Genomic DNA, 23809 nt, shown 5'->3' with positions numbered 1-23809 from the left:
GGGGTTTTGACAATCTTCCGTAGGGGCGAACCCGCACGTTCGCCCATTGTCGAAATCAAGGTTGCGGCAGCCGCCATTGTGCCATAAATCGTTGCGTCATTTCCTAAGCCCGACTCCGGTCGGGGTGAGAACTGACGCCTCTTTAATGGCTGCCGCTCTCTCGTATGTCGAAATTTTTCTTGAAACGTTGCGTCAGTTCCTAAGCCCGACTCCTGTCGGGGTGAGAACTGACGCCTCTTTAATGGTTGCCGCTCTCTCGCAGGTCGAGATTCTTCTTAGGTTTCGACAACTCCCCTCTCACTCTCCCTCATTCACCCCCAAATTCGATTTCTTGACAGCCTTTTCTCGCAAATGGTCCCCCGCATTTTCAATACAATCCTCACGAGCCGAACCGGCTCAAACTCAGCAGGAAGCTCAGCCAAAACTGCTTTTCTTGCTGCAGGAACCGGTGGAGCAGGCCGCGGAGGTATTTCCTACAAAAGCGTTGGAAGCAAAAGTGGAAACCATCTTCTCGGTCTCGGCCCCGCCGCATTTTGGGCAGACCGGAATCTCGGAGGTTTTGAAAATCAGAAGTTCAAACTGATTTCCGCAGGAACGGCATCTATACTCAAAAATCGGCATAGTCACCTCAAATCAACCATCGCAATAGCCGCACCGGCTATGGAACCGAGAAGAAAGGCTCTTCCGGTATCACAGACCAGCGGTCAGGTCACCCCCACCAGTCCGTAGACATAACTGATACCGATACCGGCTATCCCGCCTAATATAACACCGATGCCGATTTTGGCAATTTTCTTTTTAGGCAACTTCATTCATTATCCCTATAATCTGTTTTTCGACCTCGCCGGCAAGTTCCTCCAGTTCCGAGCCGGGAAGAAACTCGGCGATAAGCGACGGTTTCATCAGCGCCAGATGAGTCTTCCCTTTCTCGCTTCGCACCACTATCTTGCACGGCATAAAGAGCGCCGTATCGATATTCTTCCCTAGCGCCCTATAAGCAAAGCCGGCGTTGCAGACTTCAAATATCTTCAGCGGCTCAATCTCAAATCCCTTCTCTGCCAGGGTCGCTTTGGTATCATGAATCGCCAGCACCCGGAATCCCCGCTCCGGAGTAAGTTTTTCCAGCTCTGAAGTTACTTGCTCAAACGGCTTGGTGGTTTCCCGACGATACGCCATCTCTTTCATATTATTCCTCTACTATCTCAATAGTTGATACGATTTTTGCCACCCCCGCAAGCGTTTGACTCACCGAGCAGTATTTTCCCTCCGAGAGTTCCACCGCCTGCCGGACTTTTTCTCTATCCAGGTTTTCGCCCCTGAAAAGATACTTAACTTCTATATGATTAAACGGTTTGGGGAAACTCTCCGGCTGCTGCCCGGTAACAGTCACCTCCACGCCGGTAATCTTCTGACGCATCTTCTCCAGAATATTGACGACATCAACCCCGGTGCATCCGGCAAGGGCGAACATCAGAAGCTCGGTCGGGCGGTAGCCGCTTTCGGCGCCGCCGGAATTTTTGGAGATATCGGTCGCTATCGGAAAGCCCCAGGTCGAAACCCCTTCAAACCGCCTGCCCCCAACCCATTTCAGTTTTGCCTCTACCATACTGTATCAATTACTCCATCTTTAAACTTCTTTAATGATTCAAAATACAAAATGTTCCCCATAATTACAACTGCCTGAAGACAGCCTAAAGAGTTGACATCCGGACCTATTAAGCATATATTTGGAGTGACAGCAGGGCCGGCATCCGCGATTTTCATGTTTTAAGAACATATTCGTTGGGAGGTCGGTATGAAAATTCTTAATCTGACGGCGCTCATTTTCATTCTACCCGTCGTTGCTGCCGCAGGCATTACCCCGTCGGAGATTTATATCGGATACGGGTATTCGATAACCTCGGCCCCATTTGAACTGACCGAATTCTGGGATAACGGTATTGCTGTCTCGCTCGGCGCCGGATTTGAGCTGAACGACCAACTCCTCTGGAAAATCGGCATCAATCTCATCGATTTCGGTTTCGATAAATCAGCCTATCTTGATTACCGAATGAGTCACGCCATCTACCCGCTGGGGAAAACCTCGGGAGTGGGACCTCCCGGTGGCGGCGATACAGATGATAATTCCCCTATTATTTCGTTTACAGATGCCAACTCTGTCCGCCAGATGACATTCTGGACAGGTATAACCATTTATCCCGCGGGAAGAATTAATCGTTTTTCTCCACGGTTTTCGATGCGCGGAGGCTGGACTGATATTGAAGGGAGTATCTATCACTTTCATGAAGTGATAGGGGGTGACCGGCAGCAGATTGATGGCGCCGGTCCTGTTATGGCGGTAGGAATCGGTTTCGACCTTGCCCTGAGTGCCAGGTTGTTTATTTATTCCGACATTGACGCCCAGGTTTCTTTTCTTCGTCACGGCGAATCAGTCACCGATATTCCGCTTATGGCAGGAATTGGCGTGAAACTCTGACAGCAGGAGCTTTCCGCCCCGTCATGCCTGGATATTGCCCCGCTTCCCAACAAAAACGGCGACCTGGTGAAAAATCGCCGAATCATAAACTTTGGCGTCCCCAAGGGGATTCGAACCCCTGTTGCCGCCGTGAAAGGGCAGTGTCCTAGACCGGGCTAGACGATGGGGACGTAACCCAAATGCGGCTGACAGTATAACAAATTACCAGATTCTGTCAAGCCCAATTAATCTTCTTAAGACACCCCCACAAAATGGCTGACTCCCATACTCCCCTATTTCACCATCACCATTTTGCGCGTCTGACTACCCTGCGGAGTCCTCAACTGATAAAAATAAACCCCGCTTGCCACCGGTTTGCCCCGGTCGTCGGTCGCATCCCAGTAAACCGTATAATTCCCCGCCGCCAGTTCATCTTCCACCAGCCGCGCGACTTTCGCACCCAGAATATTATAGACTGACAAGGTTATCTTTTCCCGACTCTTCAAGGCAAACGAAATCACCGTCCCGGGATTAAATGGATTGGGATAATTCTGCCCCAACTCAAACTGCTCCGGCAGAAGATTTTCGGCATGAGGCTGATAATCGGTCGCTTCAAAGTACCGGTTCTTCGCCCGCGTCGCCGTTTCTTTCAGTCCATTTAGATTGTCGGCCGCCACCACTGCAAAAACCGCCAAGCAGGAATCCCCCGCGCCCAGGGCAAAAGGTCCGGTCGATAGTGCCATCGACCAATCGCTGCTGCTGTCATGAGTCAACGGCGACGACGTCAAATTCGCAAACTTTTCCCCTTCTGAATAGAAGAGTGGATTCAAAGACGATGCCGGCGGGTTATGTCGCAACTTGAACCCTGTCGCCCCTTCAGGATTTATCACGGTCGCCCCGCGGAAACGTGACGGCGCATTGAAATAATAGTACATATACCCCAGTTCGGTCGCTTCATCAAACCCGCCGCGATTGTAGGTATAGTTAAATATATTCCAGTCAAGATAGAGCCCCGGGTATAATGGTGGAAGCGCCGTGTCGGTGCTGTTTATTATCCTGTATTCCAGAATGACATAATTGTTGTCGGGCGCTGTCAACCAGCCCAAAGTCCGTTGGCTTACGGTCAGCCCCAGAGGGAATTCCGCTCTGGAGTCATTAAAGACCGAGTAAGTCTCCTGGTCTGCTTTGGCTCCCGGCGACGTAACAATCAGGCTTCCCCCCGGCGCCACCGCAAAATCATTATCCGGCTCCTCGGCGATATTGCGCGCCCCATCGGATACATGTCCGGAATCGGTTCCTATCATCAGCGCCCCTTCATACATATCATTGCGGCTGAAATCGACATACCGGAACCCGCTGTATCCGAGCGGAAGCATACTTCCGCCGGCAAAACCAAACTGACCGAGATTGGAAATGGTGAACCGGAGTACATCACTTTGATGAGTATAGTATCCGGCGCGCGGTATCTCGCCGACCTGAAGATAAATCTTAGCCGCTGTTATGTACGGCGGCATACTTCCATAAATCATCATATTCAACGAGAGCAATGTCCCCGGAACCACCGTATCCGCTATCACTGCTATCAACTGCTCCTGGCTGGCGGAAATGCTATCCCGTTTGATACTTCCGAAATTAAGAAGCGGTGTCAATAGTTCCAGTCCTGGGCTCGCCACAGTCACACGGCCCGTTACCAGGCTTACATCAATTCCATAATTTTTGAGGAAGACTGTTCCCCGCACCGTGTCCCCCGGATTCATTTGCCCATCGACTAAGGAATAGACCCGCACCACCGGCGCATCGGGCGGTGTCAATTTTTCCAGTGCCAGCGGTATATCGACAAACCCCCATCCATAAACATTATTAGGCGATACCCCTTCGTGCAGAATGGGACGGCAACTCTCTATCAGCGCCTCTTTGATTTCATCAGCTGTTGCGTTCGGCGCATACTGACGCAGTATCGCCACCGCTGCTGAAATATGCGGCGCCGCCATCGAAGTCCCAGTCCTATATTTGTAATAATTATTCGGCACCGATGACCTTATATTGTACCCCGGCGCTACTACGTTCGGCTTGATTGATATCCCGTCACAATCCGACGGTCCCCGTGACGAATTGTTGATAATTATGTCATCCTGAAGATTGAAATTCCCGACGGCGAAACAGTCGAGCGAATCAATTACCCGGTTGGCCGGATTGACTATCGTCAATGGATTTGGACCCAAATTTCCCGCCGCAAAAATATTGACTATCCCTAGCGCTTCGGTATTGTCAATCATCTCCCAGAAATATTCATGGCAGCCTATCGAAACATTCGAAATCCCCCAGCTGTGATTTATCACATCCGGAATATCGCTTATCGTATTCGGGTCGCCGTCCGGGTTCGCCGCCCATTCGAAAGCATCGATTATCGAGGCTCCTACAATATCAATCACCGCCGCCGATATCCACTTCGCCTCCAGAGCCACCCCTATCGTATCACCGGTGGAATCATCATGCCCCACCATTATCCCCATCGTGTGCGTCCCATGCTCATAAGCATTGCCGCTGCCGATTGGATGCGGAAAACTCTGCTGCCCGATCGGGTCAAACCAGGCCGCCGAGGAATCGCCGTCATGCCCTTTCCAGTTCTTATAAAGCGCCGGATGCGTCCCCTGGATGCCGGTATCAAAGGAGCAGATTATTCTCCCTTTGCCGGTCAAACCGAGCTTCCATGCCGAGTCCGCTTTCAGGGCGGTCACATTTGTCTCCACCCCTCCGACCGTATAGGGAGCGGCTCCCCCATCTTCCGGCTCAATCAAACTCACCTGCGGCAATTCAAAGATTTCTGCAACGTCACTTTGTGACGCCAGCGCCTCCAATTCGCTTACCGCCACCTCCGCCGTTAAAACATTGATAATCCAGTGGCTCTTGATATTCCGGGCTTGTCCCTTCTGCTCCAGCGACCGAAGCCGCCCCAGCAGATTGCCCTGCTTCTCATTTGATGCTCTCTGCAGTTTCTCCAGTCCGAAACGATATCGCTCGCCAAAAGTCCTGAAGGCGGCATTCAAATCTTTTTTCAGCGCCCCTTGAGTCTCGCCATTCTTGAAGGCAATCACCACCGTTACTAACGAATCGGAAGGAGCCGAATTTAACTTCGCTCTTAATGACGCCGCTAAATCCCCGGATGTAGCGGAAAAGATGGGGACAATTACGAGGAAGACAACTTTCGCAATCAGAAGACTTATCTTCATTTTATATATTCCTATCCATGGATATATCAAGCGACCACCGTGCCGATACCAATCCCTGGCAGCGAAAAATATCCGCTTATTCGGCAACAGGTTAAGGATAAGCAATGAGGACTGTAACAGCAAGTATGAAAAAATCTTTCCGATATCAGCAACCCCGTTCACATCTTCTCTTTACCCTCTCCTTCCATCTTTGCACGCCTCTTGTTCTCAACCATCACGCAATTCAATCTATCTATTTTCCCTCTTCCCGCGCCGTCAGGAGTCTCTCCTGACGGGACTATAAGGTTGCCATTTAAGAATCGCTCCATCCCACAAAAAAAGGCGTCCCCGTCTTTGACGGGGACGCCAACCCAAGGTGTCACTTTAAGAGGTAATCAGCCGCCCCATTCCCTTAGAGCGGCTTTAACTTTATTACATCATCTCCTACCGGTTTGTTCCCCTGCCGTTGTAAAGGTTCACCAGCGCAAACGACAGATACTCCAGCTCCATCGACATATTCTCATTGCGCAAGAAAACATCTTCCGGAACTTTCAGATTCACCGGCGCAAAATTCAGTATCGCTTTTATCCCCGCTTTCACTACATCGTCAACAATATATTGCGCCACCGTCGCCGGCACCGCTATCACCACTATCTCGATTTTGTTCTCCCTAAGTTCCTTCTCCAGGTTCTTGATATCGGCCACCACAATCCCTTTGTGATTGGAGCCAATCTTCCGCTGGTCATTGTCGAATATCAGCCTGATATTGAATCCCTGCCGCTGAAATTCCTTATACCCCACCAGCGCCGAGCCGATATTGCCCACCCCGATAAGTGCCACATTCCATTGGCGGTCCAAACCGAGTATCTCGCCGATACGACGTTTCAACTCCGAAACCGGATACCCCAGACCGCGTGTCCCGAACGAACCAAAAAACGAAAGGTCTTTCCGAACCTGAGCCGGAGTCAGTTTCTCCCGCTTGGCTAACTCTTTCGAGGATACCGTCTCCTTGCTCTCCTTCTCCAGAACCGAAAGCAACCGATAATAAAGGGACAAGCGATGGATGGTTGATTCCGAAATTCTTCTCTTACTGCTTTCTGATATCAAGATAGCCTCGTAAAGTTATGTTATGCCAATATAATGAATGTGAATTGATTCACAAATATAAAATTACCGCCCCGTCAAGTTTGTGTCAAGAAAAAATTATCTCATATAACCAGAATATCGATGGCAATGAAAATAAGTTCAAGATATTGTATTATTGCTTGAGCCGTATTCTATAAATTGCGATTTCCCTCTATCTACCAATCTGGATAATTCCGCTCCTATTATACTATTACTCGTGGAATATCTCCATTAATTCGGCTCAAGATTTCATAATTGACCGTGCCTGCCCATGCCGCCATCTGTTCCGCGGTGATTTTCTCTTTGCCATCCTCCCCCAGAAGAACCGCTTCTTCTTCCAGTTTCACCCCTTCAATATCGGTGATATCGGCCATCATAAGATTCATGCAGATTCTTCCCCGCACCGGCGCCCGTTTCCCTTTTATAAGAACATACGCCAGATTGGAGAGCCCCCGGTCATATCCGTCAAAGTAGCCGACCGGAAGAATCGCCAGTCTGGTCGGCGCCGTTGTCCGATAGGTGCACCCATATCCGACAAAGGCATCCGCCGGCACATTTTTGACCTGTATCACCCTCGTTTTCCAGGTCAAAAGCGGCGACAAAATGCTGTTGGAACCGCCGGCAAGGCGATAGGAAAGGTAGGTCTCTTTGGAGGGCCAGTGCCCGTAGAGCGCGATACCGGGACGGACCAGCTCGAACTTGGTGTTTTCAAACAGAAGCAACGCCGCCGAGCAGGCGGTGTGACGAAGCGGCGGTTTCAGTCCCAGCGAATTTATCTTGGTTACTATCTTATTGAACTCGGCAAGTTGATAGTTGGCGTAGGTATGGTCGGTGGTATCTTCTATATTGGCGAAATGGGTGGAAACCCCTTTGAGATGAAGATGCGGAGATTTTCTTATGGCGGCGATTATCTTCTCAATATTTTCCGGCTCCACTCCCTGGCGATTTGTGCCGGTCTCGACCTTCAGGTGTATCTCCGCCTTTTTGCCCGCTTTTTCCGTCAGTTTGCCCAGACGATTAACGGTCTCTATATTATAGACCGTCAATTCCAGCCCCAGTTCCGGCACTACCTCCAAGTCCGCCAGCGGAATATAACCGACCACCAGAATTTTTCTTTTCCACCCCCGATGGCGCGCCCGTTCCGCCTCTTCCCGCGAATGAACCGCCAGGTATTCGATTTTCTCTTGCCGGAGAAGGTCCACCATCAGCTCCAACCCATGCCCGTAACCATTCGCCTTCACAGCCGCCGCCACCAGTCGTTTACCGGCAAGTTTACGAATGGTACTGATATTTCCGGAGAGTTTACGGGCGTTGATTTCAACCCAGGTGAGATGTTTTTTCCGCATGGGTGGAATTAATTGCAACTGATAGCGCCCCGCAAATAAAAAATAAGGCGCCGATGGCGCCTTATCTGACTTTTCAATTCAACTTTACTTCAGGACTGCGCCAGAAGAGAGTTTATCAGTTTGACATGCCCCTCTTCAAAGCGCGCCAACTGCTGGAAAATCTCCTGCGCCTCTTTGGCCGGGGTCGATGACGCCGCCCCTTTAAACAGGTCGCGCGAATCTATCTCCAGCTGCAATGCCATTTGCAGGATTTCTTTGCGCGAGTTCATCTTCCGCACTTGCGCCACCAGTTCCCGGTGCGGCGCCGCCATCTCTTCATTTATCTCCGGAAGTCCCTCCTTCTTCAGTATGTCGGCTGTCGATATCCATTTCTCGGAGCGAACCAGCGAATCATACTGCCTCTCCAGAATCTGAAAATGCGCTTTCTCTTCGCCGGCAAGCTGCTCCAGGGTCTCCCTGATGTCGGCGCCACGGGCATGCCTGGCCGCCTCCAAATAAAAAACATAGGTCGCCACCTCCGATTGAATACCGGCGGTCAGCGCTTGAAGTATATCGGGATTTACCGGTGCCATATCATCTCCTCAATCTGCTTCTAAAGAACATCTCACATTTCATACAGGTAATTCTTGTCAAGTTCTTCCTGAAGGCGCGCCTTATGTTTCAGCTCTTCTTTGGCGAGAAACTCGAACATCTCCCGGGTCGCCTCGTTTTCAAAAAGACGGGCATGCTCATGGTAGAAATCGTACGCTTCCTGCTCCCGCTGTATGGCGATCCTTATCGCCTCCTGGGGGTCGGTCGTTTTGTCTATCATCTTTTTATCTTCTCCTTCAGACAACTACTTGCAAAACCGCCTTAATTTCGTCAATCTGGAGCGAAAAGTCAAGACTGCCCTAGCCCTCTTCTCCCCGCGGAGCCTCCGGAACTGCAAAATTTTTCGAATACTGGAGCATCTCAGCCCATTTTTTTGTTCCGGTTGTGAACTTACAGTCCCTTCATGCTGTTACAGTACAAAAGCTGTTTTGCCGTATGGCTAACTCCACGAGCAGAAGCAGCCCCGACACCGCCTCACAACTTAATTGAAAACCAGAATTTAAATAGGAATCATTATGAGCCGACGCATGGCTGTCTTGCTTTCGGGAGGATTGATTATATGCGGCGTGACTTTTGTTCCGGTGATGGTCGCCAGTTACTCCAGTGGACCACTGGATGCCCTGACCGGCGCCCCCGGCGAAAGTACCTGTACTGCCTGCCACGGGAGCGCCGCCGGTGATGGTAGCCTCAGTATCCTTGGTGCTCCCTCAACCTATATTCCGGGGCAGGGTTATACTATTACCGTCCGTCTTGAAGATGAAGGACAACAACGCTGGGGATTTGAGCTGACCGCCATTGACCCGGAAGGCGCCGGCGCCGGCTCCTTTATCATAACGGCGCCGACTCTTACCCAGTTGTCCGACCAACCCGCTCCCGCCCGCGACTATGTCAAACATACCAGCAACGGAACCTTCAACGGCACCGCTCATGGTCCGGTCAACTGGAGCTTTACCTGGCAGGCGCCCCTCAACAATATAGGCCAGGTTCGTTTTTATGCCGCCGGCAATGCCGCCAACGGCAATTTCAGCAGCACCGGCGATTTTATCTATACCGCTTCCCGGACGGCCAACGCCCCGGCTGCCTGCTGTGACCTCCCCGGTGACGTCAACAACAACGGCGCCGTGAATATAATCGATGTAACCTACCTGGTCGCCTATCTCTATAAATCGGGACCGGCTTTGCCCTGCCCCGATGAAGCCAACGCCAACGGCGCTTATCCTGTGAACATTATTGATGTCGCCTATCTGCTTTCAACTCTCTATAAAAATGGACCTGACCCGGTATGCCCTTGAGCCTTAACGGAATCCCCTTTCAAAATCGCCGCCCTCGAAATACCCGGATTCTCACTATTATGGACTGCAATTGTATATATTTTAAACCCGGAGCGAACCATACCAATGGAATCATTGTTATAGAACCTGAGTTCGACATTGGTGAAGAATAACAGCCAGGGCAGTTATGCTGGCTTTATTCTTCTGTTTCATTCACAAGGAGAGCAATATGGCGATTCTGAAGCCCACGGCGGCAGGGATGGTAATGGCATTATTAATCATCATTTCCGGTTGCGGCAGCGACAGCAATCCGACCTCCGGCGGCGGGGGCGGCGGCGGTGTCAAAACTGACCCCTCTTTTGCGTCCGATATTCAGGCAATATTTAACAACCGCGGTTGCAGCAATGTCGGCTGTCATGCCGCAAGCACCGCCAGCGCCGGCCTGATTCTCGCCTCCGGTCAATCTTACGCCAATCTGGTAAATGTTACATCCACCAATGAGCCGCCTAAGAAGCGGGTGGTCCCAAGCGACGTTGCCAACAGCTATCTCGTGAATAAAATCGAGGGGACGCAAACGGTCGGCGGCCGTATGCCCCTAAACGCCACACCGCTGGGTGATACCGAAATTCAAAATATAAAAAACTGGATCAGTCAAGGCGCCAAGAATAACTAACCGCGATACTGATTGCCCGGTATGGCATTGAGGTCGCCCGATATGACAAAAATTATATTTTCGGTCCTGGCATTTACCGCTCTATCCGCGGCGGCAGCGGAGTATCATGTTGACCTGTCCGCCAAAAATCAGGTGAAATTTATCTCTGATGCCCCCATCGAAGATTTTGAAGGGGTCGCCGACAAGATTGACGGTTACGTTTTGTGGCAGGAAGACTCCCTGCGCGAAGGCACGGAGTACCAGGGCAGCGAGCTCTATTTTGAGGTGGAATTGAAAAGCCTCGATACCGGCATTGGCCTTCGCAATCGTCATATGCGGGAGAATTATCTGGAAACGGATAAATTCCCATACGCGCGGTACAAAGGACGTATTTCAGAAGTAAAGAAATCACCGTCGGGAGGTTTCATTGTCGTCAGCGACGGCGACTTTGAAGTGCATGGCAAAAGCAAAGCAATGACCATCGTAGCGGAAGTGACCGGCGATGGAAAATCATACCACGTTACAAGCAGGTTTTCGGTGAAACTGCCTGACTTTCAGATTGAGGTGCCGTCACTGATGTTCCTCAAAATCAGCGAAATAATCCAGCTGGAACTTGGTTTTAATCTAATATTGGCAGATAACAAAGGAAAATAAATCGGATTCTTGAAAAGGAGGCCGCTTGCATAGATTCATACCCTCATTTCTGGCCATAATGCTGCTTTCAATCGTTGCCGATATCGCTGTCGCCCAGTCATCCGGAAGCAACTGGCAAAGACAGGCTCCCGCCACCGAACTTGATTTGGAACTGTTCCGGGCATTGCAGGTGGCGAATCTTCCGACCGCCGAGACTCTGCAAAAAGGGGACCTCGAGTTCGAGATTTCGCACCGTTTCGCTCCGGCTCTTTCCGAAGGCTCCGATTATCTCTGGGGACTGGATGGTCCGGTTCAGATGCGTCTGGGGCTCGGCTATGCGTTTAGCAACCGCCTGGTAGTTACTCTGGCGCGAAGCAACGCCAATGACAATATCGACCTCAGTTTCCGTTACAAAACGCTACAGTTTCACAGCAGCACCTTGCCGCTTCTGGTTGGGATACATGGCGGCGCCGCCTGGAATACTGAAGTCTATGTCGCCGGGCGCGATAAGGGCGACTCCCGCAACTTCCAGTTCTACGGACAGTTGATTGTCAACACGCTCATTAACCGCCGACTCGGCCTGGGGATTGTCCCTTCAGTGGTTTCCAACAGCGACATCTATGCCCCCAGTTCCGAGCATACTGTCACTCTGGGCACATACGCCGAATATTACATAAGCCCGCTTCTGGCGGTTCTGGCGGAATGGAGTCCGGTCATAGATGGTTACAAGAAAGATTACAACGCCGCATCCTTCGGTATCGAATTGAACACCGGCGGGCATTTCTTCAAAATAATCTTGACCAACGCCCTCTATCTGAATCCATCGCAGTATCTTTCAGGGAGCGAATTCCAGTTCAAGAGCAAAGAATGGCGTCTCGGCTTTAATATCACCCGTCTGCTGAAACTGAAAAGATAAACGGTTCACTGCGTCGTCAGATTGCCGCTCTTGCGGCTGCGAATACTGTAGGAAAGCAGCGGCGCCAGGAAGGCAGAGATGAAAATAAGTATCGAGAGACGTCCGTCCAGAAGGCTGAATTCGGCGATAATCGCTTCCCACGTGTCTCCCATAACGTGATATTCGAAGATAATATCAAAGGCGGTCCCGAAAATTCCCCAGAATAGTCCCATAGCAAAATAATGCCAGCGCGAAAACGGAAATTTCATATGCGACACCAGCAAATATGCCACCACCGCCACAAATATCAGGATATTGGCGATATTTATCAGATGCGCCGGGTAATATCCCAGTTGCGACTCCAGAAGAAAAGTTTTGACCGCATTATTGATGGCGATAAATATCGCCAGCACCAGAGATAAGCCCAGGGAATGAAGAAGCACACGCGTCGGCAATTTCATAATTGCTCCGTTTACCGGTCTCTCTATATATCGGCGAAACGGAACCTTTTATGCACCGGGAAAGATTGGGCGATGATGCTCAAGAAGATAAGTTGATATGCCCCCGGAAGAATTAAACCTCTAAGCGATATTCCGGACTTTCCGCGCCACCACCGCTATCCGATACGCTCCCCTTTTCGGTTTCACAAATCTGAAGCAGTCATACAGATGCTCCACTCGAAAACCGGCTGAGTGAAGCAATCTCTTGAGGACGGACAAAGAATACGCCTTCTCTGTATGCACTTCTTCAAACCGTTCCCAGAGTTTTCCTTTACGGGCAAAACAGACCGCCCGCAGGTCTGCCTGTGATGCCCGCTCGTAAAACAGCGACTGCCATATCCAGGCGACATTATCGTAAGAGCGGGCATAAACCTTGTCTCCCCAGAGGCACTTGAGCGCTTCTTTCGTGTTCATATCAAAGATGAATAATCCATTCGGATTCAGATGCCGATTCAGATTGCGGAAACAGGCCGATAGTTCCTCTTCTTTCAGAAGATAATTCAGGCTGTCGTAGTACGATGTAACAAGGTCGAACATCTTGAGACCGAGTCCGCCGGTGTGTCTGATTTCAAACTCCGGCAGACGTTGATGAATCAGGTTCACTTTTACTCTTTCTTTTCGGATTTTCATCGCGGCGAGCCTGAGCATATCGGCGGAGCCATCCAGCCCGTAAACTTCCCACCCTTTCCGGGCGAAACGTATTGCCGCGGTGCCGGTGCCGCAGCAGAGGTCGAGCGCCGAGCGGGGCTGGAAATTCTTCCGCTTCAGAATCTGGAAGGTATAATCGACCATCCTCGCCGAGAATCTATCTTGACCGATTTCATCCCAGATTTCGGCAAGACGGGTATACGGTTGGAAACGGCGCGGCATTCGCTTAAGATATCTTTGTCTCCGCCCCGACTCAAGATAATAACATCCTCCGATTCTGTTGCGCTTGCCGACTCAAATATCTATATTTCCCCATTGGAGGGAACATATTATCCAATGGCTCGTAACTGCATCTTAAGCATTATTTATTGAGCCGGACCTGGATTCCGGCCTCTCGGAACGGAAAGGAGTATTCTATGCCGACAATCTTCTGGCTCTGGCTGGCCGCGGCAGTGATTTTTCTGATAATCGAAATCGGCACCCCTTCGCTGGTCTTTGCCTGTTTTGTGGTAGGCTCCATCGGCGCCGCCGTCACCTCCTGGCTGGGGGGCTCATATCTGATTCAACTGGCGGTCTTCGCCGGAATTTCAATAATTCTGATACCGACCACCCGCCCGCTGGCGCGCAAAATCACCAAACCATCGCCGCAGCCGACCAATGTTGACGCCATGATTGGCAAATCGGGCGTGGTCCTGGAAAAAATCGACCCCAGCACAGAATCGGGGCAGGTGCGCGTTGATGGGCAAGTCTGGCGCGCCAAAGCCAATGAGATTATAAATGAAGGCGCTAAAATCAAAGTCTTGAGCGTGGTCGGCGCCCGGTTGAATGTGGTCAGGGAAGAATAGAATTTCATTATAAAAATTCCGGGAAGGAAAGGATAGAAAATGGAAGCATATGTCTTTGTAGGTGTCGCCGTCCTGCTCGCTTTTATCCTGGGCGGGATGTCTATCGTGATTATCCGTCCGTACGAAAAAGGGCTGGTGGAACGTCTCGGCAAATACCAGCGGACGCTCGATTCCGGCTTGAATCTGATTATGCCGTTTTTCGATTCGGTGCAGAAGGTCGATATGCGGGAGGTGGTGCTTGATGTCCCCTCGCAGATGGTTATCACCAAGGATAATGTCAATGTTGAAGTCGATGCCATCATTTACTGCCAGGTGACGGACCCGGTCCGTGCCCGTTACGAAATCAGCAACTATATCCTGGCGGCGACCAAACTGGCGCAGACCAACCTTCGCAATATCGTCGGCGAAATGGAGCTCGACCAGTCGCTCACTTCCCGCGATACCATCAACAACCAGTTGCGACAGGTGCTCGACACGGCGACTGACAAATGGGGGATGAAAGTCAACCGGGTTGAAATTCAGCGCATCGACCCGCCGGTAGATATCACCGAGGCAATGAGCCGTCAGATGAAAGCGGAGCGCGACAAGCGTGCCGCCATTCTTGAAGCCGAAGGTATCCGGCAGGCATCAATTACCAAGGCCGAAGGAAGCAAGCAGGCGGCGATTCTTGAAGCCGAGGGGTATGCCGAGGCGGTCAGGAAAAAAGCCGACGCCGAAAAATACCGGCAGATTGCAGTCGCCGAGGGTGAAGCCAAAGCGATTGGGAATGTCTTCAACGCTATCCATGAAGGTAAACCGGACAAGGAACTGATTACTCTTAAGTATCTGGAAATGCTCCCCAAATTCTCCAGCGGCACGGCCAACAAAATTTTCATCCCGTACGAAGCCAGCGGCATAATCTCCGCCCTCTCGGCGATGGTCGAAGGGATAAAGGGGGAAAAGGCAGAGGAGAAAAAGGCATAGAGGTCTAAATTACCATCTGGTGCCCCACCGTCCTGGTCGCCGCGACGACTTGCGGTGGGATAGCCTGTAGTACGAATACGGCGGAGTCAAAATGTTCTGTCAGGTCTTAGGCTCGACACCAGTCGAGGCGAGACCTGACAGTCTTTCAACGTTGCGCCAGGTCTTAGACTCCCATTTCAGACGGGAGGCGAGACCTGACGCTATACATGAGAGTATCCGCAGGTCAAAACCCCCGCGCTTTCGACATTACCATCTGGTGCCCCACCGTCCTGGTCGCCGCGGCGACTTGCGGTGGGATAGCCTGTAGTACGAATACGGCGGAGTCAAAATGTTCTGTCAGGTCTTAGGCTCGACACCAGTCGAGGCGAGACCTGACAGTCATTCAACGTTGCGTCAGGTCTTAGACTCCCGTTTCAGACGGGAGGCGAGACCTGACGCCCAATCATCTACTCCCCCCCCAACTTTCCCATAGACATCATCATTAAAAACTCCATAGATTCTGCGACAGTGCGGTACTCAATAACCATCGCTCTCTCTTAAATCAAGGAGGATTCGTTTATGGAACCTGTCAGCATGAACTATCTGGCCGTTCTAATCGCCGGTGTCGCCTACATGGCGCTGGGCGCTCTCTGGTACTCGCCGATTCTGTTCGCCAACGCCTGGATGAAATGGGTCGGCAAAACCAAGGAGCAGGTCGCCAAAGATTTCAAACCACTGAACCTTCTCTGGATATTGATTCTATCTCTGGTCGCCGCCTACGGCATTGCCCGCATCATGCTCTGGGCGGCGCGCGGAAGCGTCGCCGACGGTATCGTCATTGGCCTTCTTGCCGGAGTCTGCTTTGTCCTTCCCTCATACGGAGTCAATGATATCTCCGAGAAACGCCCCCTGGGATTGACCGTGACAAATATTCTATATCATATCGCCGGTTTCGTGGTGATGGGGATAATTATCGGAGTAATGTAGAAGAATATGTCGAGACCGCTCGACCGATAGGAAAGTCTCCGGCAGGTCGAGGGTCTTGACCGCCAACCTGTAGCGTTTGGTGCCCCACCGCTTGCGGTGGGATGGACTATAGTACGAAGACAGCGGATTCGAAATCTTCTGTCAGCTCTTAGGCCCGACATCAGTCGAGGCGAAACCTGACAATCTTTCAACGTTGCGTCAGGTCCAAGACTCCCGTTTCAGACGTGAGACGAGACCTGACGCTATACATGAGAGTATCCGCAGGTCAAAACCCCCGCGGTTGCGACATTGTCATCCGGTGCCCCACCGTCCTGGTCGCCGCGGCGACTTGCGGTGGGATGGACTATACTACGAATACAGCGGATTCGAAATCTTCTGTCAGGTCTTAGGCCCGACACCAGTCAAGACGAGACCTGACAGACCACCCCCCACACCGCTTCCAACTCAGAGATTATCCCTTGACATCTTTTCTGTCACCGCCTCTGACAGCCAGAAAAGTTCCTTCAGGAAATTATTGGCGGTCTTCTCCACCCATGGCTGAAGCGGGTTCCCATTTTCGTCGAAAGTCTCACCGACTTTCGTCACCGGAAAACGCGCCGGTACCAGGATTGACCCCATCGAAATCAATACCATTCGTAACTGCGCCAGCGCATTGAGTCCGCCAAATTGCCCATTGGAAACTGTCACAATCCCCACCGGTTTCCGTTTGAACTCCGGAAGAAGATAATCGATAGCATTCTTCAGCACGGCCGGATACCCGTTGTTGTATTCCGGGCTGATTATTACGACCGCATCGGCAGCGGCGATCTTCTCGGAGAATTCCTTGAGACGAGACGGGGGATCATCCCGTTTATGGAGCCGCTCTTCCATGACGGGGAAGTTGTATTCAAAAAGGTCCAGAAGTTCCGTTTTCGCCTTACCGCTTTCATCCAGCCTTCTCTGAATATACTTCGCCACCCGCGGACTCATTCTTCCCCGGCGGCTGCTTCCCAGAATTAGAGCAATCTTAAGCAATTTACCACTTCATCTCTGCCCGAAATCTTCTTTCAGATCTCAGGCTCGACACCAGTCGAGGCGAGACCTGACAGTCTTTCAACGTTGCGCCAGGTCTCAGACTCCCGTTTCAGACGGGAGGCGAGACCTGACGCTATACATGAGAGTATCCGCAGGTCAAAACCCCCGCGGTTGCGACATTGTCATCCGGTGCCCCACCGTCCTGGTCGCCGCGGCGACTTGCGGTGGGATGGACCATAGCACGAATACAGCGGTTTCGAAATCTTCTGTCAGCTCTTAGGCTCGACACCCGTCGAGACGAGACCTGACAGTCTTTACCTTCTTCTACCGCTTCACTTCCATCTTGGCGCCAGTCCCGGAATTCGCGGCAACTTCGGATGCCACCGGCGGACACTCCTCGGTTATCAGCCGCGCCGAGCGGTTGCCGGTGAAATAGTTCCACGCCCATTGCACCAGAATCAGAACCCGATTCTCAAACTCCACTATGTACATCAAGTGCACAAAAAGCCACGCCAGCCATCCGATATATCCCGATATCTTCAGAAATCCAAAATCAGCCACGGCGTAGGTTTTCCCGATAGTCGCCATTATGCCGTAATTTCGGAAATGGAAAGGTCCGGTTGTCTTTCCTTTGAGACGTCTTGTAATCACCCTGGCAACATACTGCCCTTCCTGTTTCGCCACCGGCGCTATCCCCGGAAGCGGCGTCCATTCGCGGTCATTGAGATACGCCAAATCCCCGACAACAAAAATCTCGGGATGTCCCGGGACAGTCAGGTCAGGATTGACCTTGATTCGCCCCATCCGGTCGCGTTCGATCCCGATTGCCTGCGATAGAATATTCGCCACCGGTGAGGCTTTCACGCCGGCTGCCCATAGAATAGTCCTCGCCTTGATAACTTCTTGCTCATCCCCCCGTTTGATGATAACCGTTTCCGCCTCTATCTCCGAGACCATCCAGCCGGTCTTGACCGTAACTTTGAATTTTTTCTCCAGCGCCCCTGTCGCCCGCGCCGAGAGGGTGGGATGATAAGTCGGCAGAATCCGCTCCAGGCTGTCTATCAGAATTATCCGCGCCTCCGCCGGGTCGATACTGCGGAAATTGCGGCGAAGGGCATCAAAGGCGATTTCTCCCAGCGCTCCGGCAAGTTCCGCGCCGGTCGGACCGCCCCCAATCACGACAAAAGTCAGAAGTGCCCTTATCTTTTCCGGGTCAGTTTCTTTTTCCGCCTCTTCGAATGCCAAAAGAATCCGCCGTCTGATTCGAGTGGCATCTTCGATACTCTTTAACGCCAGGGTATATTGCCCCCAATGGTCATTGCCGAAATAATGATTCTGCGCTCCGGCAGCAATAATAAGCGAGTCATACGGCACCTCCCCATCTTTCAGGCGGACCTTGCGCGCCTCTACGTCAATACCGACCGCTTCGGCCAGAAGCACCCGGGTGTTTTTCTGTTTGCGAAGTATCAGCCTCAGAGGTGAGGCAATATCGGCCGGGGAGAGCGCTCCGGTCGCCACCTGGTAAAGCAGGGGTTGAAAAAGATGATAGTTACGGCGGTCGATAACTGTAACATCGACCGGCGCGTTCTTTAGGGCGCGGGCGGCATCAAGCCCCCCAAAACCTCCCCCGATGATTACTACTCTATCTCTTTCGGCCATCGTTTTTCTGTCCCTTTCAATTATAGTCTAACCGCAAATCAGGACTTCGGTTCCTTTTGCCAAGGCCCGCCCCAGTCCCCGATTCTCCCCAGTATATTCTATGATACGATGCCGCACCAAAAAAAACATCCCGCTTTTAAGGCGGGATGACAGCATCACACGTGAGACAGTTCTAACGGCAAGGGACAATTTCGCAATTGCAGAATGCTATATCTATATCAATCTCCCTATTATTCCAAAGCGCCCAGGCCTACTCGTACTCCTCACAATGCCAGACCCCCTCTTCCGGTTTCTCAAAGCGGCAACTTTCCCGCTTCTCGCAATTGATACATAATCCCTTGTAGGCGGGTAGCTTCTCAATTTTGACCGGCGCCGCCATTCCGACACCTTTCTTTGGGGATATGATTAAACGAGCCTCATCACCATCATACTCTTCACAGAAGTGAATTATCTCACCCCGCGACTGATAATAAATGCAGTTTGACTCGTTGCGGCAGGTCGAACAGATTCCGCCTGTCTGAGGAACTACAACAGATGGTTCCGGGTCTCTTTTGATCTTTTCTATCACAAAATGATTCGGCATATCAAACTCCTTCGACTAAATCTACAATTCTCAACTTATATCAATACAACTGCTGTGCCAAAGGAGCGGATGCCAGTCTCTTTTATATTGCCACCGACCCGTGTAAATGACCTTGTAAGTCCTTGATATTCAAAATAATAGAATTATCGTCGGACGGCGGACGGGGAGAGTCATCGTCAAGCCCCTTAAATTGAGAGGTTTTGTCGGGTATTAATACCTCAATGGGGCAAAATTACCCACAGGCGATTATTATTGCTCCGGCGTGATATTCTTGATTTTTTCCCGAAGCGTCTTTCGGTCGATACCAAGAATTTCGGCCGCTCTGGTCTTATTGCCGTGGACTGTCGCCAGAACATTTTTGATATACTCCGCTTCAACTTCCGCCAGAGTGCGGTCAAAACCGGCCTCCCGGCTGACGGTGAACCGAAGATGGCTGGGGAGGTCGGAGACCTCGATTTTGTCGCTGTCGGTCATCACCACCAGCCGTTGAATCATATTCTCCAGCTCCCTGATATTACCGGGCCAGTAGTAATTCCGCAACGATTTGAGGGCATCAGGACTGAACTCCGGTATCCCCCGGCCTAATTCCCGCGCATATTTGGAGAGGAAATGCTGGGTGAGAATCAGAATATCATCCCCCCGCTCTCGCAGAGGCGGCAGGGTTATATTAATCACATTCAACCGGAAAAAGAGGTCTTCGCGAAAACTTCCCTTCTTAATCAGGCTGAGCAGGTCTTTATTGGTGGCGGCAATAATTCGGACATCTATCTTCCGCGAGCGGTTGGCGCCGACCATACAGACTTCTTTGTCCTGAAGCACCCGCAGCAGTTTGACCTGCATCGCCAGGCTGGTTTCGCTGATTTCATCCAGAAAGATAGTCCCCCCTTCGGCGGTCTGAAAGAAACCGGCGCGCGACTCGGTGGCGCCGGTGAACGCCCCTTTGACATAGCCGAAAAGCTCGCTCTCCAAAAGCCCTTCCGGTATTCCCCCGCAGTTGACCGGAATAAAGGGCGCTGAAGCCCGGAGACTGCTGTAATGAATAGCCCGCGCTACCAGTTCTTTGCCGGTGCCGCTTTCGCCCTGAATCATGACCGTGGCATTTATGCCGGCCGCTTTGGTGATGGCATTAAAGACTTTTTTCATTACGTCCGAACTCCCTATCAGACCGTGGGTCGAGGTCGGGAATCCCCGCCGCTGCAGTTCCGACATCCTCTTCAGCTTCAATTTCTCCAGCACCCGGCGCACTGCCGCCAGAAGTTCCTCGTCGGTAAACGGTTTGGAGAGATATTCATCCGCCCCGGTCTTGACCGCCTGCACCGCGCCGTCAATAGTGGCATAGCCGGTAATCATCATAACTTCCGTGTCCCGAAAATTCTCCCGTATATGCCGCACCAGTTCCAGTCCGCTCACTTTCGGCATCTTCAAATCGGTGATAACCAGGTCCACCGGGCTGTTATCCAGTATCTGAATTGCCTCCGGAACTCCCGGCGCCGTCAATACGGCATACCCTTGCGAGGTCAGGTTCCGCTGAATCACTTCCAGCGTATCGGGGGCATCATCTACGACCAGTATTGTCGAACTATCATCAGCCATCTTCTTCTGACTCCTTAATTGCGCTCATTTCACCCACCGGCAGTTCTACTTCAAAGCGGGAACCTGCCCCGGGTTTGCTCGCGACTTTAATCGTCCCGCCATGAGAACTGACTATACCATGAACCACCGACAGTCCCAGTCCGGTCCCTTCATGAAGGTCCTTGGTGGTAAAAAAGGGAACAAAAATCTTCCGCATGATATCCGCGCTCATCCCGACTCCGGTATCTTCCACCACCAGCGCCACATGTCCGTCGCGATGCTCCGTTCTTATCGTCAAGGCTCCCCCCTGTGGCATCGCCTGAACGGCGTTGACAACCAGATTTATCAGCACCTGATGCAGCTGTGACGGGTCGGCGACAATTTCCGGCAGTCCTTCGGCATACTGGCGCACAATATCTATCCCGCTTCGGGCGCAGCGCGCCTCCAGAAAATAAAGACCTTCCTCCGCCACCCGGTTGAGACTTACCTTCATCTTTTGTGGCGGCAACTGACGGGCAAAAACCATCAGTTTCTTGATTATCTCCCGGGCATGCAGGGAGGCATTTATGATTTTTTTGATATCGCTGGTTATGGAAGAAGGAACCTCGGGATTTTTGAGAGCCAACTGCGCGAAGCCCAGAATTCCGCCCAGCGGCTCATTGAGTTCGTGCGCCACTCCGGCGGCAAGCTGCCCGATAGTCGCCAGACGGTCAGCGTGGCGAAGCTGCTCTTGAAGAAGATTCCGCTCCATCTGAGATTGACGTCGCTCAATTATTATCGCCAGTTCCCCTGCGACCGTATCGAGCAGATTTCTCTCTTCGCTGAGAAATGGTCCTTCATCCAGTTCCGGTCTTTCTTCTTTATAGACAACTTCCACCATGCCGCGGCTGACCCCGGCGACTTTGATTTCCGCCGACAGCGAGGCTTTTCCCGGTCCATATCCGGCGGCGACAAATTCCTTCCCATCGAGAAGTATCCGGGCCGATGCCGCTTCCGGATAAAGCATCGCCGGCGGCAGCAACTGCACCGCTCCTTGAAGCAGTTCTTCTTGAGAAATCTCCGGCATACCGACAATCTTCGCCAGCCCGTACAGGCAGGTTAACTCCTTGACTCTCTCGCGCAGCGCTATCTGGGCATATCGATGCACCAGCGCCACCCCCAGGTTCTGCGCCACCGCCTCAAGACCCTCCATTGTTTCTGGGGTAAAGGCATTCCTCTGACGGCATTTGAGAATCAGAAGGCAGCCGCTTTCGATATCGGCCGTAAAAGGCACCACGGCTAATGAAGGAAATTCATCGCGAAAATTCAGCGCTCTCTCAACTTCGTGGTCTGGTTTCAGCCGGCGGTATCGAATCGGTATTGAGGCGTCGCCTACCGAAAAAAATCCCTTGGCGCCGAAGAGCCCTGATGCCGGGTCATAATTCCGGAGAAGTATATCATGCAGAAGCGCCTCCCAGTCGGAAACTGAATCTGTCAGGTCGGGGAAAATCCGCGAGGAAAGCCGTCCGTTAGTGGTTATGACGTCAAAATTAAATATCAACGGGGTCCCCCTGGTTGCCATGGTGCGAAAGTGTCGTCCCCTTTCCCTGGTTCTTATCTCGACCGAATCGCAACAGGTTATATCCATAATCATCCGGGAGACTTCCCGGAGAAACTCCGCGCGCAAAACACCGCGGTTGGCAAACCGCAGAATTTCTCGCGAAAGCTCTCCGAAGGGGTCTTTGGAGCGGTGGGAATCGCCTGGAATTTCTCTATTTGGGCGGTCTGATGGCATCAATTCACTTTCATCTCCGATACAGATTGCTCAAGCCGGCAGGCAAAGTCAAGCGAATTTTGCTTTTGATTCGCCGCTACCGATGTTATCATCAAGTTGATTCTTCGGATAAAAGCGGAGAGACGGTAGATTGACACAAGAGCCTGACAAACTATATCCCTTGGCAAAACGCAGTTTCATTCTGTTGGCGGGTTACCTCGTCTTACGATTTGCAGCATCTTTCTTTCCCGAGAGTCGCCTCTGGGGCATTAACCACGGCGCCTTTGTTGACCGATTGCCTTTCCTCTTCCCTCTGACTTTAGCCGTCGCCATTCTATTTCTATACATCGCCGCAACCCGTCCGCACTGGCTCGATAGAATAAGCCGCGAAAGACTGCCTGACACTCTCTATAAAGATATCTTTGCTTATTCCATACTCGGTCTCGCCGCCATTTCGTTCATAATATTCGCGGTGGAGACACATTTCCTCGGCGATGGTTACACTCTGCTTGCCAATCTTGCCGGTCCCGACCCCACTATCAAAGGTCGCGCTTACGGCGAAATGCAACTGCAATTATTCTATTATAAGCTCATAAATACCGGCGACGCCTGGGATGCCTATCGCACTTTCCGCGACCTGACGATTGCCGCCGGCTTCATCTTTGTCTTTTCGCTGCTTTACTATGGACGAAAACTGTTTGCCGCGCGGTTCTCATATATGGCGTTTGTGTTCTTGAACCTTCTTGCCGCCGGCACCATTCTTTATTACGGTTATGTCGAAACCTATTCGGTCACCAGCGCCATTATTTTTCTCTCCCTTGTATCCGCGCTCTCGGCAATAAAGTCGGGCAAATTCTCAGCCGTCCCTCTGTTGGCTTTCCCCATCGCTGTCCTTCTTCATTGGATTAGCATTGTGTACCTTCCGGCCCTCCTGCTTTACCTGGCATACTTCATCGGGAAGAATAATTCGCGGCGCCTGCTGGAGAAGAAGGGAAAACTTATTGTCGCCGGAACCGCCCTCTCATTCCTGCTGTTTTACGCCCTGGTCAAATGGGCCGGACCCCCTTTTTGGAAATACGCCTTCCTTCCGCCGGTAACTGACCGCTTCACTGTTGACAACTATACTCTC

The 23809-nt window shown here is 51.7% G+C and carries 24 protein-coding genes and 1 tRNA gene; 9 read left to right on the top strand and 16 right to left on the bottom strand.

The genetic code is table 11. The features are described from left to right. Positions 1 to 414: 414 nt before the first annotated feature. The 3 genes from AB1690_10505 to AB1690_10495 all read right to left on the bottom strand — a co-directional run bounded on the left by AB1690_10505 (position 415) and on the right by AB1690_10495 (position 1606). The gene (locus AB1690_10505) at positions 415 to 621 is read right to left on the bottom strand and encodes a zinc ribbon domain-containing protein (GenBank protein MEW6015742.1); all 207 of its coding nucleotides are present in this window, start codon (positions 619 to 621) and stop codon (positions 415 to 417) included. Between the two features lie 177 nt (positions 622 to 798). Then, positions 799 to 1185 (bottom strand): DUF302 domain-containing protein, encoded by a 387-nt coding sequence (locus AB1690_10500; GenBank protein ID MEW6015741.1) that lies wholly within the window; start codon positions 1183 to 1185, stop codon positions 799 to 801. Position 1186: 1 nt separating this feature from the next. Beyond that, positions 1187 to 1606: an OsmC family protein gene (locus AB1690_10495; protein MEW6015740.1), complete on the bottom strand. Its 420-nt coding sequence runs from the start codon at positions 1604 to 1606 to the stop codon at positions 1187 to 1189. 189 nt (positions 1607 to 1795) lie between these two features. Here AB1690_10495 and AB1690_10490 point away from each other — a divergent pair, with 189 nt between their 5' ends. Further along, positions 1796 to 2476, top strand: a complete 681-nt coding sequence (locus tag AB1690_10490; GenBank protein ID MEW6015739.1) for a hypothetical protein — start codon at positions 1796 to 1798, stop codon at positions 2474 to 2476. 92 nt (positions 2477 to 2568) lie between these two features. Here the strand turns inward: AB1690_10490 and AB1690_10485 are convergent. The 6 genes from AB1690_10485 to AB1690_10460 form a co-directional block, all read right to left on the bottom strand. Then, positions 2569 to 2646: transfer RNA gene (locus AB1690_10485), tRNA-Glu, on the bottom strand. 102 nt (positions 2647 to 2748) lie between these two features. Further along, positions 2749 to 5685 (bottom strand): S8 family serine peptidase, encoded by a 2937-nt coding sequence (locus AB1690_10480; protein MEW6015738.1) that lies wholly within the window; start codon positions 5683 to 5685, stop codon positions 2749 to 2751. Positions 5686 to 6108: 423 nt separating this feature from the next. After that, complete coding sequence (locus tag AB1690_10475) at positions 6109 to 6771, bottom strand: redox-sensing transcriptional repressor Rex (GenBank protein MEW6015737.1); 663 nt, start codon at positions 6769 to 6771, stop codon at positions 6109 to 6111. Between the two features lie 221 nt (positions 6772 to 6992). Beyond that, positions 6993 to 8135 (bottom strand): alanine racemase, encoded by a 1143-nt coding sequence (alr, locus tag AB1690_10470; protein MEW6015736.1) that lies wholly within the window; start codon positions 8133 to 8135, stop codon positions 6993 to 6995. Positions 8136 to 8224: 89 nt separating this feature from the next. Beyond that, complete coding sequence (locus AB1690_10465) at positions 8225 to 8707, bottom strand: ferritin family protein (GenBank protein ID MEW6015735.1); 483 nt, start codon at positions 8705 to 8707, stop codon at positions 8225 to 8227. A 32-nt stretch (positions 8708 to 8739) separates the two neighbouring features. After that, positions 8740 to 8946: a ferritin family protein gene (locus AB1690_10460; protein MEW6015734.1), complete on the bottom strand. Its 207-nt coding sequence runs from the start codon at positions 8944 to 8946 to the stop codon at positions 8740 to 8742. Positions 8947 to 9241: 295 nt separating this feature from the next. Between AB1690_10460 and AB1690_10455 the strand changes: the two genes are divergently transcribed. The 4 genes from AB1690_10455 to AB1690_10440 all read left to right on the top strand — a co-directional run bounded on the left by AB1690_10455 (position 9242) and on the right by AB1690_10440 (position 12198). Continuing rightward, positions 9242 to 10018, top strand: coding sequence for a choice-of-anchor V domain-containing protein (locus AB1690_10455; protein ID MEW6015733.1), 777 nt, complete (start codon positions 9242 to 9244; stop codon positions 10016 to 10018). 208 nt (positions 10019 to 10226) lie between these two features. Continuing rightward, positions 10227 to 10670, top strand: a complete 444-nt coding sequence (locus tag AB1690_10450) for a hypothetical protein (GenBank protein MEW6015732.1) — start codon at positions 10227 to 10229, stop codon at positions 10668 to 10670. Positions 10671 to 10712: 42 nt separating this feature from the next. Next, positions 10713 to 11303: a YceI family protein gene (locus AB1690_10445; protein ID MEW6015731.1), complete on the top strand. Its 591-nt coding sequence runs from the start codon at positions 10713 to 10715 to the stop codon at positions 11301 to 11303. 25 nt (positions 11304 to 11328) lie between these two features. Continuing rightward, positions 11329 to 12198 carry a DUF5777 family beta-barrel protein gene (locus tag AB1690_10440; protein ID MEW6015730.1) on the top strand — a complete coding sequence of 290 codons (870 nt, stop codon included), beginning with the start codon at positions 11329 to 11331 and terminating at the stop codon, positions 12196 to 12198. Between the two features lie 5 nt (positions 12199 to 12203). Here AB1690_10440 and AB1690_10435 read toward each other — a convergent pair whose 3' ends face one another. Together AB1690_10435 and AB1690_10430 are read right to left on the bottom strand one after the other, a co-directional pair. Continuing rightward, positions 12204 to 12638: a hypothetical protein gene (locus AB1690_10435; protein MEW6015729.1), complete on the bottom strand. Its 435-nt coding sequence runs from the start codon at positions 12636 to 12638 to the stop codon at positions 12204 to 12206. A gap of 120 nt (positions 12639 to 12758) precedes the next feature. Further along, positions 12759 to 13547: a class I SAM-dependent methyltransferase gene (locus AB1690_10430; protein MEW6015728.1), complete on the bottom strand. Its 789-nt coding sequence runs from the start codon at positions 13545 to 13547 to the stop codon at positions 12759 to 12761. Between the two features lie 194 nt (positions 13548 to 13741). Between AB1690_10430 and AB1690_10425 the strand changes: the two genes are divergently transcribed. The 3 genes from AB1690_10425 to AB1690_10415 all read left to right on the top strand — a co-directional run bounded on the left by AB1690_10425 (position 13742) and on the right by AB1690_10415 (position 16099). Beyond that, on the top strand, positions 13742 to 14170 hold the full coding sequence (locus AB1690_10425; protein MEW6015727.1) for an NfeD family protein: 429 nt from the start codon (positions 13742 to 13744) through the stop codon (positions 14168 to 14170). Positions 14171 to 14209: 39 nt separating this feature from the next. Next, the gene (locus AB1690_10420) at positions 14210 to 15133 is read left to right on the top strand and encodes an SPFH domain-containing protein (GenBank protein ID MEW6015726.1); all 924 of its coding nucleotides are present in this window, start codon (positions 14210 to 14212) and stop codon (positions 15131 to 15133) included. Positions 15134 to 15691: 558 nt separating this feature from the next. Continuing rightward, on the top strand, positions 15692 to 16099 hold the full coding sequence (locus AB1690_10415) for a DUF1761 domain-containing protein (protein ID MEW6015725.1): 408 nt from the start codon (positions 15692 to 15694) through the stop codon (positions 16097 to 16099). A gap of 444 nt (positions 16100 to 16543) precedes the next feature. Here the strand turns inward: AB1690_10415 and AB1690_10410 are convergent, their stop codons facing one another. The 5 genes from AB1690_10410 to AB1690_10390 all read right to left on the bottom strand — a co-directional run bounded on the left by AB1690_10410 (position 16544) and on the right by AB1690_10390 (position 22701). Further along, on the bottom strand, positions 16544 to 17113 hold the full coding sequence (locus AB1690_10410; protein MEW6015724.1) for an NADPH-dependent FMN reductase: 570 nt from the start codon (positions 17111 to 17113) through the stop codon (positions 16544 to 16546). 324 nt (positions 17114 to 17437) lie between these two features. Beyond that, complete coding sequence (locus AB1690_10405; protein MEW6015723.1) at positions 17438 to 18772, bottom strand: NAD(P)/FAD-dependent oxidoreductase; 1335 nt, start codon at positions 18770 to 18772, stop codon at positions 17438 to 17440. A 250-nt stretch (positions 18773 to 19022) separates the two neighbouring features. Continuing rightward, on the bottom strand, positions 19023 to 19355 hold the full coding sequence (locus AB1690_10400) for a hypothetical protein (GenBank protein MEW6015722.1): 333 nt from the start codon (positions 19353 to 19355) through the stop codon (positions 19023 to 19025). Positions 19356 to 19604: 249 nt separating this feature from the next. After that, complete coding sequence (locus AB1690_10395) at positions 19605 to 20948, bottom strand: sigma-54 dependent transcriptional regulator (protein ID MEW6015721.1); 1344 nt, start codon at positions 20946 to 20948, stop codon at positions 19605 to 19607. Further along, positions 20941 to 22701, bottom strand: a complete 1761-nt coding sequence (locus tag AB1690_10390; GenBank protein ID MEW6015720.1) for an ATP-binding protein — start codon at positions 22699 to 22701, stop codon at positions 20941 to 20943. Before AB1690_10390 ends, AB1690_10395 begins: the two co-directional genes overlap by 8 nt. Before the next feature lie 184 nt (positions 22702 to 22885). Between AB1690_10390 and AB1690_10385 the strand changes: the two genes are divergently transcribed. Continuing rightward, a partial coding sequence (locus tag AB1690_10385; protein MEW6015719.1) for a hypothetical protein occupies positions 22886 to 23809 on the top strand: 924 nt, incomplete at its 3' end.

Source organism: Candidatus Zixiibacteriota bacterium (assembly GCA_040753495.1).
In the GTDB taxonomy this organism is placed as follows: domain Bacteria; phylum Zixibacteria; class MSB-5A5; order GN15; family PGXB01; genus DYGG01.
Note: the sequence above shows the minus strand (reverse complement) of the source record. Positions and strands in the feature narration are given on the sequence as shown.